Origin of the sequence: Streptomyces sp. NPDC090021 (assembly GCF_044748225.1) — a bacterium.
Classification (GTDB): domain Bacteria; phylum Actinomycetota; class Actinomycetes; order Streptomycetales; family Streptomycetaceae; genus Streptomyces.
On record NZ_JBIVFO010000030.1, the window covers coordinates 1 to 15,545 of the forward strand.

Consider the following 15,545-nt stretch of genomic DNA (forward strand, 5'->3'; position numbering starts at 1 on the left):
GGGGGTCCCCGCAGGACGAGGCGGGACCGCCGACCGGCGGCCGGGACGAGGCCGCGCTCGCCGAGCCGAGGAGACACCCCCCGGCGGCCCCGCGCCCCCACCCCCCCGCCCCGACCCCGCCCAGGCGGCCAAACCCCGACCCCGCCCAGGCCGGCACCTCCCGACTCCGCTCAGGCGGGCACCTCCCGACCCAGCCCAGGCGGGCACCTCCCGACTCCGCCCAGGCGGCCACACCCCAGCTCCGCCAGGCGGGCACCCCCCGACCTCGCCCAGGCGGGCACCCCCCGACCCCGCCCAGGCGGCCAAACCCAGCCCCGCCAGGGGGCACCCCCCAGCGGTAGCTGGGGCGGTCTGGCCACCGGACCGCAGACGGAGGGCAGGGGCAGCGCCCCGGATCGGCAGGCCGCGCCGGAGGCGTTACGCTCCGGGCCAGGGGCCCGGGGTCGGGGTCTCTTCCTTCTGCTCCGTCTCCGTCTTGAAGACCTTGAAGCCCCGCCGCTGGTAGTTCGCTATCGCCGTCGGGCCGTCCTGGCTGCAGGTGTGGACCCACACCCGGCGGGTCGGCTCGCGCTCCGGCCAGCGCGACGCCAGGTCCCAGGCCCGCTCGACGCCCACGGACAGCAGGTGCCCGCCGATGCGGCGCCCGCGGAAGTCCGGGAGCAGACCGAAGTACATGATCTCCACCACGCCGTCGTCCTGCGGGTCGAGCTCCACGTACCCCGCCGGCGTGCCGCGGTCGTACGCCACCCACGTCTCCACGCCCGGCCGGTCGAGCTGCTCCACCCACTGCGCGCGGGTCAGGGACAGCCGGTCCGTCCAGTGGATGTCGCCGCCCACGGAGGCGTAGAGGAAGCGGCTGAACTCGGGGGAGGGGACCTCCGACCGCACGATCGATATCTCCGGGCCCGTCGCGGCAGCCGGGACGAGGTCCGCCGGAGAGGTCATCTCCAGGGACCAGGTGGTGAGTGTGATGGTGCTCATGCAGCTCAGGGAATCATGCCGGGCCCCGTCCGGCCCAGGCGGGCCCGGACCACCGCCGGGGCGGTGGAGTGCGGCAGCAGCGCGGCCGGGTCCTCGGGGCGGATCAGTTCCACCTCCACGTCGTCCGCGAAGCGGTACGGCCGGTGGGCCAGGACGCCCGCCAGGTGCCGGCGTACGCGCGACAGCTCCGCCCGGACCGTCACGGTGCGGGTCGGGTCACCGAACACCTCCGCGGACAGCTCGGCCGCCGACCGCCCCCGCGGACTCTCCGCCAGCAGGAACAGCAGCTCCGCGTGGCGCGGGCTCAGCTCCTGCGACCAGCTCCCGGACGACCCGTACACCGTCGCCGACCACGAACCCGCCCGGCTGAGGTCCACCACGACCCGGGTCACCGCCGCACCCGTACGCTCCTGCGCGATCCGCAGCAGCCAGCCGCCGGGCAGCGGCTCCGCCACGCAGTCGCCGAGCTGGGGCACCCACACCCGGCCCGGCGTGAAGTCCTGCGGCAGCGGGATCCGGTTCACCGGGGCCAGGCCCGTCACCGCGGCCGTCCACCCGTGCGGGTCCACGGCCACCGCCCGCCCCGGCAGCCGGGCCAGCAGCGGGGCCGCCACCGCGCGCAGCCGCTCCAGCGACTCCAGGTGCCGGATCCGCAGCTCCCGCTCCGCGAGCCGGGCCACCGAACTCACCCACGCCAGCGTCGCCGGGTGCATGGTGGCCAGGGGTCCGCTGACGTCCACCACGCCCAGCAGTCGCCCGTCCCGCGGGTCCCGTACCGGCGCCCCCGCGCAGGTCCACTCGTGGTGGCTGGAGACGAAGTGCTCCGCCGAGAACACCTGCACCGGCCGCCGTGCCACCAGGGCCGTCCCCACCCCGTTCGTGCCGACCACGGCCTCGTCCCAGTCCGCCCCGACCGCGAAGCCGAGCCGGTCCGCCTTGCGCAGGATCGAACTGTGCCCCTCCCGCCACAGCAGCCGCCCGTCCGCGTCCGCGACGACCATGATGTGCAGCGCCCCGTCAAGCGCGGGCAGCAGCCCCTCCCGCAGTACGGGAAGGACCTCCCGCAGCGGGGAGTCGTGGCGCCGCTCCTCCGTCTCGGCCGCCGACAGCATCCGTGAGCGTGCGTCCCGGTCCGGGTGCACGCCGCCGGCCAGCATCCGGCGCCAGGACTCCGCGATCTCGGGCCGGGGTGCGGCCGGCGGGCGGTCGCCCGCCAGTGCGGCCGCGCGCACCCCCTTGAGCAGACGCGTGGCCTCGTGCGGGTGCATGGCCGAGATGCGTGCCACATCGACCGTGATGCCTGTGGTGTCGGCCACCGGAACCTCCCCGTGCGAACAGGACGTGCGACGCCGGCCGCCCGGCGGTCCGCAGCTGCCCGGGCCGTCCTGGGCGGCCGCTTCCCCGGCGCTCCCGACGGGCGGCAGCCGACCCAAGGGTTGCAACGGTATGCAACTCTCGCCAAGTCCCGGTCGTCCGACCGAAAATGTCCGGACGTCGCCCGAGCGGCGTGACAGCTCCTCCTCGGGGCTCCGGATCAGAGGTGGTGCCGAGTCGGCGCGGCGCCACCTCTGTCCCGGTCGACGGGCCCGGATCCCGGCTCGGTGCGGTTTGGGGACCGCAGGGGAGCCCGACGGGGGCTCCCTCCTAGCCTGCGATCCGCGCCCGTTCCACGACCGCGCGCAGGTCCAGGCTGTGCGGCAGCGTGCCGAAGGCCGTACCCCAGTCACCGCCCAGCCGTGAGGCGCAGAAGGCGTCCGCGACCTCCGGCGGAGCCCACCGGACCAGCAGCGATCCCTGCAGCACCAGGGCCATGCGCTCCACGACCCGGCGGGCCCGCGCCTCGATGCCCTCCAGATCGGCGAGGTCCGTCAGCAGGTCCTTGATGGCCGAATCCAGCCGGTGGTCCGCACCACGGGCCAGGCCGACCTCCTGGAGGAAGGCGTTCAGTGCCTGAGGCTCGCGCTGGAGGGCGCGCAGTACGTCCAGGGCCTGGACGTTCCCGGAGCCTTCCCAGATGGAGTTCAGCGGGGATTCCCGCAGCAGTCTCGGCAGTCCGGACTCCTCGACGTAGCCGTTGCCCCCCAGACACTCCAGAGCCTCGGCCACCATCGGCGTACAGCGCTTGGTCACCCAGTACTTGGCGGCGGGCACGGCGAGGCGCAGGAAGGCCCTCTCCTGCTCGGTCCCGGCATCGTAGGCGGCGGCCAGGCGCAGCGTCAGGGTGGTGGCGGCCTCCGACTCCAGGGCGAGGTCCGCGAGCACGTTGCGCATGAGCGGCTGGTCGATGAGCAGCGCCCCGAATGCAGAGCGGTGCTCCGCATGGTGCACGGCCTGCGTCAGCGACTGCCGCATCAGCGCGGCCGAGCCGATGACGCAGTCCAGCCGGGTCGCCGCGACCATCTCGATGATGGTCCGCACCCCGCGGCCCTCCTCGCCGACCCGCCGCGCCCAGGTCCCGTCGAACTCGACCTCGCTCGACGCGTTCGACCTGTTGCCCAGCTTGTCCTTCAGCCGCTGGATCGCGAAGACGTTGCGCGTCCCGTCCTCCAGCACCCGCGGCACCAGGAAGCACGTCAGCCCGCCCGGAGCCTGCGCCAGCACGAGGAAGCCGTCGCACATCGGTGCCGAGCAGAACCACTTGTGCCCGGTCAGCAGGTACTCGCCGGACGCGTCCAGCGGCACGGCGGTCGTCGTGTTGGCCCGTACGTCGCTGCCGCCCTGCTTCTCGGTCATCCCCATGCCGAAGAGCACGCCGGCCTTCTGCGCCGCCGGCCGCAGTCCCTGCTCGTACACGTGCGAGGTCAGCCGCGGCTCCCATTCGGCGGCGATCGACGGATCGGCCCGCAGGGCCGGCACGGCCGCGTGCGTCATCGAGATCGGGCAGCCGTGGCCCGCCTCGGCCTGCGACCACAGGAAGAAGCCGGCGGCGCGCCGCAGGTGCCCGGCGGGCCGCCCCCAGGCGTCGGTGAGCCCGGCGCCCACGGCGTGTCCGAGCAGCCGGTGCCACGCAGGGTGGAATTCCACCTCGTCGATCCGGTTCCCGTACCGGTCGTGCGTGCGCAGTTTCGGAGGGTTGTCGTTCGCCTGCGCGCCCCATTCCTGGGCCTGCGCGGAACCGGCCGCGCGTCCGAGGTCCGTGAGCTCCTCCCTTGTCTCGCCGAGGAGTTCGGGATCCGCGGACGCCAGGTGACGCTCGACGCCCTCGCTCAGGGCCCGGTCGCCGCCGTAGACGTCGTGGCCGACCAGGGGCGGGGCCTGGTTGCTGACTGTGTGGGTGGTGGCTGCCATGCGGATACCGTAAGGACGTGCAGCCAGCAAAAGAAACACCCGAGCGGATCCCAGGACGGCTCCACCGGGCCCGCGCCCTCTACCGCAACGTCTCGAAGCGGAAAATGGGCTGGCTGCTGCTGAAGGACACCGTCAACTCGTGCATCGAGTACCGGATCCTCGGGCTCGCGGCCGAGGCGGCGTTCTTCACGCTGCTCTCGCTGCCCCCGCTCTTCCTGGGCCTGCTGGGCCTGCTGGGCTACGTCGACGGGTGGACGGACACCCGGACCGTCGAGAGCATCGAGGAGAACATCCTGCGCGCGGTCGGCACGGTCCTGTCCGACCGCGGCGTCAACGACATCGCCAGACCCCTGCTGGACGACGTCACCCGCAGTGGCAGACCCGACCTGATCTCGCTCGGTTTCGCCTTCGCGCTGTGGTCGGGATCCCGGGCCGTCAACGTCTTCATCGACACCATCACCGTCATGTACGGGCTCGACGGGCAGCGCGGCATCGTCAAGACCCGGCTGCTCGCCTTCCTGCTGTACGTCATCGCCCTGCTGATCGGGGCGATCGTGCTGCCGCTGATGGTGGTGGGGCCGGATGCCGTCGTCCGGCTGGTGCCGTGGGGCACCGAGGTGATCGCCGTCCTGTACTGGCCGACCGTGACCCTGCTGTCCATCGCCTTCCTGACCACCCTGTACCACGTGTCCGTGCCGGTGCGCTCGCCGTGGATCGAGGACGTGCCGGGTGCGCTGGTGGCCCTGGCGATGTGGGTGCTCGGCTCGTTCCTGCTGCGGATCTACCTCACCAACACGGTGGAGGGGCCGACCATCTACGGCTCCCTGGCCGCGCCCGTCGCCGTCCTGCTCTGGATCGGCATCTCGGCCTTCGCGGTGCTCGTCGGGGCGGCCGTCAACGCCGCGATCGACCGCGTCTGGCCGTCGGTGGCGACGGCGGCGGCGCGCGAGGCGAACGAGCGGGCCCGGGAGGTGGAGGCCGCGCAGCTGATCGCGCGGGCGGCCGCGTGGCGGGCGATGGCGGAGGGCGAGTCGGAGGACGACGAGGACGAGGGCATGCCGTCGGAGTTCCCCGAGCGCTGGTCGAAGTTCCTGCCGCCGGAGGACTACTCCTCACGCCTGCGCAAGCACTGACCGCCGGGGGTGCGGCGACTCCCGCGGCATCGACGCAATCCGGCATCGACGCAATCCGGCATTGGCGCAACCCGGCATCGGCGCGATCCGTCCGGGATCCGGTGTCCCGGCCCTTTCGGCCATGCCGCGGCTCCCCCCGATCCGTCGAACGATCGCGGGGGAGGGCCGGGCGTAGCCTGGGGGCGTGTACGAGGAGACGCCGTCGGCCTGCATCCCCGGGGCCGTGCTGTGGCACACCGAGGGCGGCGGCGGGGTGGTGCTGCCCGACGGGTGCATGGACCTCCTCTGGGCCGACGGGCGGCTCCTGGTGGCCGGGCCCGACATCGGGCCGCATCCCGCCGGGGAGGTCCGCGCCGGGGCCGTTTCCGGGATCCGGCTCGCGCCCGGCACCGCGCCCGCGCTGCTCGGCGTACCGGCGCACGCCCTGCGGGACCTGCGCGTCGGGCTCGCCGACCTGTGGTCCGCCCGCGAGGTGCGCCGCCTCACCGGGCTGGTGGCGGGGTACGCGGACCCGCGCGCCGGGCTCGAAGCGCTGGCCCGGGCGCGGGCGGCGCGGACCGGGCCGCCCGATCCCCTCGCCGCGGAGGTCGTCGCCGGGCTCCGGGCCGGACGGACGGTGGCGTCGATCGCGGCCGCGGCAGGCCTCGGGGAACGGCAACTGCACCGGCGCTCCCTGCACGCCTTCGGGTACGGGCCGCGCACGCTCGGCCGTATCCTGCGGCTGCGCCGGGCGCTGGCCCTGGTCGACCGTGGCCGGCCGTACGCCGATGTGGCGTACGCGGCGGGATTCGCCGACCAGGCGCACCTCGCCCGCGAGGTGCGCGCTCTGGCCGGGACCACGCTGACCGCCTACGCGGGGGGAGCCGCCGGGGCGAAGAGGGAGACACCGCAGCCGTCGGGGTCGAGGACCACGGCGTAGCGCTGGCCCCAGAAGGCGTCCCAGGGCTTCAGATGGCCGCGGTACCCCGCGCGGGTCAGGTCGTCGTACAGGGCGTCCACCTCGGCGGGGGAGTCGCACAGGAAGGCCAGGTCGCGGCGTCCGTCGCCGCTGGGCGGGGCCCAGGAGGGGTCGAAGGAGCGGACGGTCTCCTCGGTGTCCCAGCCGATCCGCAGCCCGCCCGGCAGTGTGGCCTCGACGTGGGGGAGGCCGTCGGCGTCGGCCGGGACGTCCAGACCGAGGCGGCGGTAGAAGGCGAGCGAGGCGGCCATGTCGGAGACGACCATGCCGATCATGTCGAGTCGTGGAGTCATGCCGGCAGGCTAGGCGCGCCGGGCCGGGCCGGTCTTGAACGAAACGGACATCGTGCGGGGTGCGGCGGGCGGGGATCGGGGTGCGGGGATCGGGGTGACGGGCCGGCCCGTGCACAAGGATTGACGATGTGTCAGATCAAGTCGCAGTTTGTATCGGGAGGCCGACGCGGTTGCGGGAGCCGCCCCGTGCCGCCCCGCCGGAACCCGACCCCGAAGGGAAGTGGTGGACCGTGATCCCCACCGGTGAGATCGACCTCCTGGAAGACACCTGGGCCCGCGAGGTCCCGCACGCCCAGCTCACCCGGCTGCGCAAGGAGGACCCGGTGCACTGGCACGAGGTCCCGGGCGGCCACGACGGTTTCTACGCCGTCACCCGGCACGCCGACGTCAAGGCCGTCAGCCGCGATCCCGAGCTGTGGTCCACGGAGCTCGGCTCCTTCATGATCCGGGACCAGAGCCCGGAGTCCCTGGAATCCCTCCGGCTGGTCCTGCTCGGTATGGACGCCCCGCGCCACTCCCGTTACCGCGCCCTGGTCAGCGCGGGCTTCACCCCAAGGGTGGTGCGCCGTCTTGCGGCCAGGATCGGCGAGCGGGCCGCCGCCCTGGTGGAGACGGCCGTCGCCCCCGGCCGGGACATGGACTTCGTGGCCGAGGTGGCCGCCCGGCTCCCGATCCAGACCATCTGCGAGATGGTCGGCGTACCGCCCGGGGACGAGCGGCTCGTCTTCGAGTGGAGCAACCGGATGGCCGGCGGCCAGGACCCGGAACTCTCGGCCGGCAAGCAGGACAGCGACCTCGCCGCCGCCGAGATCTACGCCTACTGCGACGCTCTGGCCGGCGAGCGACGGGCCCGCCCCCGCGAGGACATCCTGTCGACGCTCGTGCACGCCGAGGTGGACGGGGACCGGCTCAGTCAGCACGAGATCAACATGTTCTTCGTGCTGCTGTGCGTCGCGGGCAACGAGACCACCCGCAACCTGCTGTCCCACACGCTGCTGGCCCTGGTCGAACACCCCGTCGCCCGGGCCGAACTGGCCGCCGCCCCGCACGACGAACTGCTGTGGAACTCGGCCACCGAGGAGTTCCTGCGCTGGGGCGGCTCGATCCACAACTTCCGGCGCACCGCCACCCGTGACACCGTGCTGCGCGGGCGGTACATCGCCGCCGGCCAGAAAGTGGTGACCTACTACACCTCCGCCAACCGGGACGAGGAGGTCTTCGGCGACCCCTTCACCTTCGACATCCGCCGCACGCCCAACGAGCACCTCGCCTTCGGTGGCGGTGGCCCCCACTTCTGCCTGGGCGCGGGGCTGGCCCGTACCCAGATCAAGGCGCTGATCCGTGCACTGGTGTGCCGGCACCCGGACGTCGCGCTCACCGGCGAGGTCCGCCGACTGCGCTCGGACTTCATCAACGGCATCAAGTACCTGCCGGTCCGCTTCGGATGAGGCGGCGCGAGGCCGGCTCCGCATAGGCTTCCGGCGTGAACGACACCGCACACGCGATACGGATCCGCCCGGGCGGCCCGGCGGACGCACCGGCGCTGCTGGACATGCTCGACTCCGCCGTGGCCTGGATGAACGCCCGCGGCAACACCGAGCAGTGGGGCACGACGCCGTACTCGCAGCGGCCCGGCGGGGCCGAACGCGTCGAGCGGTACACGACCGAGAACACCCCCTACGTCGCGGAGTGGGAGGGGGTGCCCGTCGGAGCGCTGGTGCTGGACTCCGGGCCGAGTCCGCAACTGCCGATCGCACCGGCAGGGGAACCCGAGCGGTACGTGCGGCTGCTGGTCTCCGACCGGCGGCACGCCGGCCGGGGCATCGGGGCGGCACTGCTGGAGCACGCCGCCGAGGAGACCCGTCGGGCCGGTGTCGGCCTCCTGCGCGTCGACTGCTGGGCGGGCGGCGGGGGTGAACTGGTCGCGTTCTACGAGCGCAACGGCTTCGTCCCGACGGACCTCCCCCTGTCCGGGGACTGGCCGGGACAGGTGCTGGCCCGGCGGCTCGCCGCAGCCGCCGGCTGACGGCGCGGAACACGAAGTGGCCCCGACACGAGCGTGCTTGCCGCGGTGGGGCCGCGGTGGGGCCGTTCCCGCCGAGCGGTGGGGAGCCGCGGCGACGCGTTCGGGGTGGGGTGGATGTACGAGGTCGTCCACCGCGGTGGACGCGAGCCCGCGGTGGGACCCTGCCGGACGTCCGGGGACTGACGTCGCGGTCCGCGGTGTACGGTGCGTCGCACGCCTGTCCGAGCCAGGAGGCCTGCTCGAAGCGCGCCGTGTGTCGCGCGGTCGTCGGCCCCGAGGCCAGGACCTGGCGAGCCGGTCCGTTGTGGGGCCGCGGAGTTCCGGCCCTGCGCGCCGAACGCGGACGGAGGTCCGTACCAGGGCCACCGGACAGCTCGTCGCCCGACTCCGGCACGAGCGGGAGCGCGTCGACGGGATGATCACGGACCTGGCCCGCTTCGGAAGCGAGGCCACCAGGCACCGCCACTGGCTGATCGCCCCTCCGCCCCCCGGCCTCCGGTCGTTCCGGCGCTCCCGCTCGCGTGGTGTCAAAGGACCGAGGAGTAGCAGCCGGGGTTCCGAGTGACGGCCGAGGTGCCGGGTACGTCATTGCGAAACGTGAAGGCGGTGCGCTCCGGGCTCTCCTTGAATCTCCTCACGTCGTCATCAGAAACGAGAAGGCAGAACTTCGCCGTCAGGGGAGGGCCACCCGAGCGGCGCAGGACCAGCGATCCTGCGTACCTCCCGGGCCGGAAGCTCCATCTGTCCGCGTTGAAGTTGAAGGTAGAAAGGCTTGGCCTTTCCTGGCCGACCAGGATCGGGGTGGGGTCGCCGCTCTTTTCCCAGTGGTCGCTGTTGGCTTCGAAGTCGTAGACGTAGTTTCCGAAATCCAGCCAGTAGAACTCCGGTCGCGGGGTGGTGGGTTCGGCCGGCCGTAGCCCGAGCTGCGCATCGGTGACGACCTCGATGCTTTCGCTCTTGCGGCGAATCGACAGCGTCGGCTGGAGGAACAGGTGGACCGCGTCGCCCGGCGCGCGCGGCTCGATCCTCACCAGGCGGGGGAGCGCGACGTCGACGTCCGGAGCGCCCTGGAGCACCGCGAAGTTGTACAGCGAGATCCCCAGGGCGACCAGGCCTGTGAGCGTGGTGATCCACAAATGGACAACGCTGAACCTCGTGGAACGCGAAGCCCGCTCGCCCCCTCCTGCACCACTCATCGCACGCGCTCGTCCCCGCATCGCACCACGGCACCGGAAGGCCCGACCCCGGTAACGCCGGCGCCGATCGTTGCGAGAACCGCCGTCGCGACACGGGGAGAGCCCGACCGGGCCCTGCACCACACGACGACGACACGAACAGCCATGCCGCGTGTCTACCAGGGCGCAGGCGCGTGCCTGATGCCGCCACGCCCGACTGGGCCGTACTGGCGAACTACCCCGCACCGGAAGCACTCACGGGGCATGTCCGGTCCTTCGCCCGTGTGCCCGCTCCGTCGCAAGGCCACCAACTGCGGGCGCGGATCGAGGCGGCGGCGCCTCCGCCGACCTGCCCGGCCGCCGACGACCGGTCCGGCTGGTCGACGCCGTCGGACGGCTGCCCGGGTCAGCGGCGGTGCTTGGGTTCACCCGCCGGGGTGTAGAGCCTGCGCGCAGGTGACAACCTGTCGAAGCGGGCCTGTTGGCGGACCTGCTCCTCTATCTGTAGCCCCTCAAGGTTCTTGGTCCGTGTGGCCCTGTCGCTCCAGAGGAGAAACGCAACCAGTGCGGCGACCGGCAGTCCGAGACACATATAGAAGACGATCAAACCGTCCACACCCCCCAGTGAAGATCAGCAAGCAGGTCGAGTCTGTTGCAGGCGCCGGATACGAGTCAAGGGCTTACGTAGGAGGGGAGGAGGTGAGCGCGCCGCGAACGGCATCGGCTGGGTGATCCACTCGGGCAGCCGGCGCGGTGTGGCCCGCCCCGGTGCCCGCGTTCGTGGACGTCTGCCGCGCTGCTCCTGTGGCTATGGGCGGGGTGCCGCAGGGGAGACTGCCGGGAGGGGGTGGCTGGGGACGGGGGGCGGGCGGTGAGGGCCCTGTTGGTACTGGGCGGTGGCGACCAGGATGCCCATGGCCGTCACGGCGAGCATGGTGAACGTCGCGGCTGCCTGAATGGGGTGACGCATGGTCGGATGGCGGTACGTCAGCCAGGCTGTGGCCAGGGCTCCCGCCAGGACAGCCACGACGACGAGGGTTCCCAGGATGAGGGTGGAAAGCACAGTGACGGCCTCCGTTCAGATGCACCGGATGGGATGAGAGGGGGCCGGCTCCCCATGAAGCAGGTCGGCCTCGCCCCGGTAGGCCCCGGTAGGCCCCGGTCGGCCCCGGTAGGCCCTGGTCAGTTCTCCTCCTGTTCCGCTTCGTTTCGGCAGACCTTCGGCTGCTTGGCGGCGTCCGGTTCGCACACGAGGGCGGAGTCCGCGGCGCGGGACGACAGATACCTTCCGCGGCAGTCGTTTCTGCTGGTCAGACCGGCTTGGTGGCAGAAGGCGACCGCATCGGCGCCGGTGGCGTAGGGGCCGGGTTCGTAGACGACCCAGTAGCCGGGGCGCAGCGAGGCGTACCGGTCGCTGTCGAGGACTCGGGCCGTGGGTACCTTCTCCCGGATGGCTGCGAGGGTTTGGTCTCGTGCGGGCTCGCCGTCGTTCTTGGGTACGGAGGCCAGCTGGACGATCCAGTGTCCGGCTGGTGTGGGGTACGCAGTGAGCCCCTGGGATTTCGTGTGAGGTGGTGAGGTCACGACGCTGGGCCGAGTGTTGGCGCGGGTGCTGCCGGGGTCAGGGGTTGATGTACCGCCGAGGGCCAGCAGCAGACCGGCGGTTGCCGCTGCGGCGGCAGCCGAGATGTGCCACGTCGCTTGTGCGACCCAGGACCGGCGGCCGGTCTGCCGAGGACCGTGGGTGGGCGGCCGGCGGACCGGCTGGATGCGGAACACCTCCGGCTCCTGCCGGGAGTGTTCCTGCGGGGGCTGCTCCGGCGTGGTGGGCGGGCACTGTTCGCCGGCTCGCCCTGCGGAAGGGATGGGTGGCGCCGGGTCCGCGTCCGTGCCCGGATCCTGCGTGCTCACGGGGACGCCGAGGTGCCCGTCCGAGCCGGTCTCCGTGGCGGGGTCGACGTCGGCGGTCATCCATGCGATCAGTTGCTCCTTTCGACGTCGGAGATCGGTTTCCATGGGGGCAGGGACCAGCGCGTCCGCCTGGCGTATGAGGCCGGCCAGTGAGATTCCGGCCGAGTCGTCGTCGAACCTGTCGCTGTTGTTCTCCTTCATCCGCCCTCCTCCGCGGTGACGGGTCCTGCCGGTTGCTCCTGGGCGACGGGGTAGAGGCATTCCTGGGGCATGGGCACACGGACGTACGGTTCCGCCGCCGAACGGATCTCCCGGCCGGCCAGCGCTAGCTGTTTGCGTACCCCTGACTGCGCGATGTCGAGGTGCTCGGATATCTCCTTGGTCGAGTAGTCGGCAACCCAGTACAGGAGGGCGATGGCCCGGCGTTGATGCGGCAGGTGCTCCATTGCCGACTGTGCGGCCTCCAGGGCGCTCCGCGCCTCGACCCGGACAGCGGGATCAGGTCTCAGGTCCACTTCCGGCACCGCCAGGCTGCTGCGCAGTCGACGGAACGTGCTGCGACGCCGGACTTCATCGATCCACTTGTTCGAGCACACCCGCCGGAGCCACCTGCGCCGCTGGACGGGGTTCAGTTCCCGTACCGTGCGCCACTGGCGGGCGGCTTCCATGAAGGTCACCTGTGCCAGGTCTTCGGCGATGGCGGCTTCTTCGCTCAGCAGCCTCGCGTACCTCACCAGCGATGTCTGCTCCCTCTCGAAGAACGCGGCCACTTCGTCGACGTACTCGGGTGAGATCCGTTGCGTCACGCCCCTCCTCCCCTCCGGTCGGGCCCGCCGGCCGTGCTCGCGGTTGCCTTCTCGCCCCGCACGCTCCTGACGAACCGGCAGGACCCTCTTCACCACCCAGGTCGTATGGGGCGCGCAAAACGCTGCCCCTACGCCCCGAGGTCACTGCCCGGTCCCGGCCGGGGCATCCGCGCTGCCACGGATCAGGTGGGCGGTGGACCGGAACCCCGCTCCCGGGGGTGGAATGCGTGCAGCGGCCGGCACCGGGCCGCATTTCGCCGACCAGCGCGAACGCCACCGACCGGAGAAGCGCCCTCCCCGTGGCCACATCCGTGTCCGCCCGGTTCGGACCCCGGATTCGATCCTCCAGGTCGCCGAATTGCGTCGAACCCGAAAGGCCGGTGCTGTTAGCGTGTCCGGATCGGCGGTGACCGTGGCCGATCAGACAGCCGGACAGCCGGACAGCCGGACAGCCGGACAGACAGACAGACAGACAGACAGACAGTGGAGTGGTGCCGATGCTGGGAGTGGCGAACCTGCCGACCTACGCGCTGGGGACTCTGCTGATCATTCTCTTCCCCGGGCCGAGCTCGCTGTACACGCTGTCGGTGGCGGTCCGGCGTGGGGTCAGGACGGCGTACGGGGCTGCCGCGGGAGTCTTCCTCGGCGAGATGATCCTGATGCTGCTGACCGCTGTGGGTGTCGGATCGCTGCTCAAGGCCAACCCCGTGGCCTTCGCCGTGGTGCGCTTCGTCGGCGCCGGCTACCTGGGGTGGATCGCCCTGGCGATGCTCCGCGGCGCATGGGCGGCCTGGCGGACCCGTAAGGAGGCGGCCTCATCGGCCGTACGATCCGAGGCCGTACGATCCGAGGCGGATGCCACCGGCACTGAACGGCCGTTCCGCAGGTCCGTCCTCATCACGTTGCTGAACCCGAAGGCGATCTTGTTCTTCATCTCCTTCTTCGCCCAGTTCGTGGACCCCGCCTACCCGCATCCCGCGCTGTCCTTCGCGCTGCTCGCCCTCGTCTACCAGTCGATCAGCCTCTGCTACATCACGGCCCTGATCCTCGGCGGCACCTACCTCTCGGCCCAGTTCCGCCGACGTAAACGTCTGTCCGCGGCGCTCACCGCCGGGGCCGGTGCCCTGTTCCTGGGCTTCGCGGCCAAACTCGCCACCGCCGGAGGCTGACCGGGGGTGATCGGGGGGTGGCTTCGCGACCTCAGCGCACGGCTTCAGCCTCGTGCCGCCGAGATCCCCGCCCGGTCGGTGCGGGGTGCGTGGGGCCCCGGATTTAATCGGTGGTGCCGTGCCCCGGTGCGGGGCTAGGCTGCTGCTCATCCGCTTCCGATGGGGCGGTGTCGGTTCGTCGAGAAGAAGCAGGAGGTGAGGACATTGATGACTGTCACGGTGACGGGCTCTGCCCGCATTCAGGAGTTCATCGTTCCCACCCCTGTGGCCTCCGGCTGACACCCACTCGATCCGCGCGCTCGAAGCGCGCCGCCGGGGCCACCCTTCGAAGGGTTCCCCCTTGTTCAACGCTTCGCTCAACACCTCTTCCGCTTCCGATGCTCAGCAGGTCCTTGCCGCCTACGGCTGGGACGAGCGCTGGGAAGCGGAGTTCGCTCCGTACGCCGCCCAGGGCCTGGTCCCGGGCCGGGTCGTACGTGTCGATCGTGGCCAGTGCGATGTGGCCACCCCCGTCGGCGTCATCCGGGCCGACACCGAGTTCGTCGTTCCCCGCGACCCGATGAAGGTCGTGTGCACGGGGGACTGGGTCGTCGTCGACCCCGAGGGCAGTGACCCCCGGTACGCGCGGTCGATCCTGCCTCGGCGGACCGCGTTCGTGCGGTCGACGTCGTCCAAGCGGTCCGAGGGGCAGGTGCTGGCCACCAACATCGATCACATCGTCATCTGCGTGTCGCTCGCGGTCGAACTCGACCTCGGGCGGATCGAACGGTTCCTCGCGCTCGCGATGTCTAGTTCGAGCGGTGGGGCACTGCTGCGTACGTCGGCGGACTCCGGGGAGTCGGGGGCGCAGCCGCTGGTCGTCCTCACCAAGGCGGACCTGGTCGCGGACCCGGTCGCCCTCGGTCACCTGGTCCACGACGTGGAGACCACCGCCCCGGGCGTCCAGGTCCTTACGGTCTCCTCCCACACCGGGGAGGGCACCGACGTCCTCGGCGCGATCGTCGCCGACGGTACGAGCGTCCTGCTGGGCGTGTCCGGCGCGGGCAAGTCCACCCTGGCGAACGCGCTGCTCGGCGCGGACGCCATGGAGGTCCAGGCCACCCGTGACACCGACGGCAAGGGCCGGCACACCACGACCACCCGCAACCTCCTCGTCCTGCCGGGCGGAGGGGTCCTCATCGACACCCCGGGCCTGCGCGGCGTCGGGCTGTTCGACGCGGAGGCGGGGGTCGGGCAGGTCTTCTCCGAGATCGAGGACTACGCCGCCGACTGCCGCTTCCATGACTGCGCCCACGAGGCGGAGCCCGGTTGCGCGGTGCTCGCCGCGCTGGAATCGGGGGCCCTGTCGGAGCGACGCCTGGAGAGCTACCGCAAGCTGCTGCGGGAGAACCAGCGGATCGTCGCGAAGACGGACGCCCGGCTGCGGTCGGAGATCCGCCGTGACTGGCGGCTGAAGTTGGCGGAGGGCCGGGCCAACTACTCCGCCAAGCGCGGCGGCCGGGTCTGACCCGGGCCGTCCGCCCCCGGGCCCCGGTCCGGGGGCGGACGGACCTCGCCGCGAAGAGGGCGGCGCCTGCCGCGCGGGCCGTGGCGGCAGGACGGGCCGTGACGGGCGGAACGGGCCGTGGCGGCAAGGGCCGGTGCAGGACGCATGGACACCGTCCACCGCCCCAGAGCGGCCCCTGCGGGCAGCCGTCCGGCCGCGTGTTCGGTCATGGCGGGCGTGCTGACGCTCGGGCTCGCCACGAACGCCGGGGCCGTCCAGCACGTTGCCGGCCCGTCGGTCCCCACCCGGGGGGAGACCA

The 15,545-nt window shown here is 72.2% G+C and carries 15 protein-coding genes; 6 read left to right on the plus strand and 9 right to left on the minus strand.

Translation table 11 applies throughout. From position 1 onward, the window contains the following. Positions 1-417: 417 nt before the first annotated feature. The 3 genes from ACIPXC_RS23380 to ACIPXC_RS23390 all read right to left on the minus strand — a co-directional run bounded on the left by ACIPXC_RS23380 (position 418) and on the right by ACIPXC_RS23390 (position 4,269). Positions 418-981 carry a GNAT family N-acetyltransferase gene (locus ACIPXC_RS23380; protein WP_401621429.1) on the minus strand — a complete coding sequence of 188 codons (564 nt, stop codon included), beginning with the start codon at positions 979-981 and terminating at the stop codon, positions 418-420. A 5-nt stretch (positions 982-986) separates the two neighbouring features. Further along, on the minus strand, positions 987-2,249 hold the full coding sequence (locus ACIPXC_RS23385; RefSeq protein ID WP_401621633.1) for a GAF domain-containing protein: 1,263 nt from the start codon (positions 2,247-2,249) through the stop codon (positions 987-989). A 376-nt stretch (positions 2,250-2,625) separates the two neighbouring features. After that, complete coding sequence (locus ACIPXC_RS23390; RefSeq protein WP_401621432.1) at positions 2,626-4,269, minus strand: acyl-CoA dehydrogenase family protein; 1,644 nt, start codon at positions 4,267-4,269, stop codon at positions 2,626-2,628. Between the two features lie 17 nt (positions 4,270-4,286). Between ACIPXC_RS23390 and ACIPXC_RS23395 the strand changes: the two genes are divergently transcribed. Together ACIPXC_RS23395 and ACIPXC_RS23400 are read left to right on the plus strand one after the other, a co-directional pair. Further along, positions 4,287-5,402 (plus strand): YihY/virulence factor BrkB family protein, encoded by a 1,116-nt coding sequence (locus ACIPXC_RS23395; RefSeq protein ID WP_401621434.1) that lies wholly within the window; start codon positions 4,287-4,289, stop codon positions 5,400-5,402. 184 nt (positions 5,403-5,586) lie between these two features. Beyond that, positions 5,587-6,321 carry a helix-turn-helix domain-containing protein gene (locus ACIPXC_RS23400; RefSeq protein WP_401621437.1) on the plus strand — a complete coding sequence of 245 codons (735 nt, stop codon included), beginning with the start codon at positions 5,587-5,589 and terminating at the stop codon, positions 6,319-6,321. Here the strand turns inward: ACIPXC_RS23400 and ACIPXC_RS23405 are convergent. After that, entirely contained in the window at positions 6,252-6,653 is a 402-nt protein-coding gene (locus ACIPXC_RS23405) for a VOC family protein (protein WP_401621440.1), read from the minus strand. The genes ACIPXC_RS23400 and ACIPXC_RS23405 overlap by 70 nt on opposite strands. 230 nt (positions 6,654-6,883) lie before the next feature. Here ACIPXC_RS23405 and ACIPXC_RS23410 point away from each other — a divergent pair, with 230 nt between their 5' ends. Together ACIPXC_RS23410 and ACIPXC_RS23415 are read left to right on the plus strand one after the other, a co-directional pair. Next, positions 6,884-8,101, plus strand: a complete 1,218-nt coding sequence (locus tag ACIPXC_RS23410) for a cytochrome P450 (protein WP_401621443.1) — start codon at positions 6,884-6,886, stop codon at positions 8,099-8,101. Positions 8,102-8,136: 35 nt separating this feature from the next. Then, the gene (locus tag ACIPXC_RS23415) at positions 8,137-8,679 is read left to right on the plus strand and encodes a GNAT family N-acetyltransferase (protein ID WP_401621446.1); all 543 of its coding nucleotides are present in this window, start codon (positions 8,137-8,139) and stop codon (positions 8,677-8,679) included. A 527-nt stretch (positions 8,680-9,206) separates the two neighbouring features. Here ACIPXC_RS23415 and ACIPXC_RS23420 read toward each other — a convergent pair. From ACIPXC_RS23420 to ACIPXC_RS23440, 5 genes are all read right to left on the minus strand, one after another. Then, complete coding sequence (locus ACIPXC_RS23420) at positions 9,207-9,815, minus strand: hypothetical protein (protein ID WP_401621449.1); 609 nt, start codon at positions 9,813-9,815, stop codon at positions 9,207-9,209. Positions 9,816-10,260: 445 nt separating this feature from the next. Beyond that, a complete protein-coding gene (locus ACIPXC_RS23425; RefSeq protein ID WP_401621452.1) occupies positions 10,261-10,470 on the minus strand; it encodes a hypothetical protein in 210 nt (69 codons plus the stop codon). A gap of 192 nt (positions 10,471-10,662) precedes the next feature. Next, positions 10,663-10,917: a hypothetical protein gene (locus tag ACIPXC_RS23430; protein WP_401621455.1), complete on the minus strand. Its 255-nt coding sequence runs from the start codon at positions 10,915-10,917 to the stop codon at positions 10,663-10,665. Positions 10,918-11,036: 119 nt separating this feature from the next. Continuing rightward, the gene (locus ACIPXC_RS23435) at positions 11,037-11,966 is read right to left on the minus strand and encodes a hypothetical protein (RefSeq protein ID WP_401621457.1); all 930 of its coding nucleotides are present in this window, start codon (positions 11,964-11,966) and stop codon (positions 11,037-11,039) included. Continuing rightward, positions 11,963-12,571 (minus strand): RNA polymerase sigma factor, encoded by a 609-nt coding sequence (locus ACIPXC_RS23440; RefSeq protein WP_401621460.1) that lies wholly within the window; start codon positions 12,569-12,571, stop codon positions 11,963-11,965. The genes ACIPXC_RS23435 and ACIPXC_RS23440 overlap by 4 nt, the downstream gene beginning before the upstream one ends. 497 nt (positions 12,572-13,068) lie before the next feature. On the opposite strand from ACIPXC_RS23440, the gene leuE reads away from it, so the two are divergent. Beyond that, positions 13,069-13,740, plus strand: coding sequence for a leucine efflux protein LeuE (gene leuE / locus ACIPXC_RS23445; protein WP_401621636.1), 672 nt, complete (start codon positions 13,069-13,071; stop codon positions 13,738-13,740). 340 nt (positions 13,741-14,080) lie between these two features. Next, positions 14,081-15,247, plus strand: coding sequence for a ribosome small subunit-dependent GTPase A (gene rsgA / locus ACIPXC_RS23450; RefSeq protein WP_401621463.1), 1,167 nt, complete (start codon positions 14,081-14,083; stop codon positions 15,245-15,247). Positions 15,248-15,545: the final 298 nt, after the last annotated feature.

Bases quoted from the DNA above. Each gene is read 5' to 3' on its own strand.
- ACIPXC_RS23380 (WP_401621429.1), bottom strand. From the start codon at position 981: ATGAGCACCATCACACTCACCACCTGGTCCCTGGAGATGACCTCTCCG.
- ACIPXC_RS23385 (WP_401621633.1), bottom strand. From the start codon at position 2,249: ATGCACCCGCACGAGGCCACGCGTCTGCTCAAGGGGGTGCGCGCGGCC.
- ACIPXC_RS23390 (WP_401621432.1), bottom strand. From the start codon at position 4,269: ATGGCAGCCACCACCCACACAGTCAGCAACCAGGCCCCGCCCCTGGTC.
- ACIPXC_RS23405 (WP_401621440.1), bottom strand. From the start codon at position 6,653: ATGACTCCACGACTCGACATGATCGGCATGGTCGTCTCCGACATGGCC.
- ACIPXC_RS23435 (WP_401621457.1), bottom strand. From the start codon at position 11,966: ATGAAGGAGAACAACAGCGACAGGTTCGACGACGACTCGGCCGGAATC.
- leuE (WP_401621636.1), top strand. From the start codon at position 13,069: ATGCTGGGAGTGGCGAACCTGCCGACCTACGCGCTGGGGACTCTGCTG.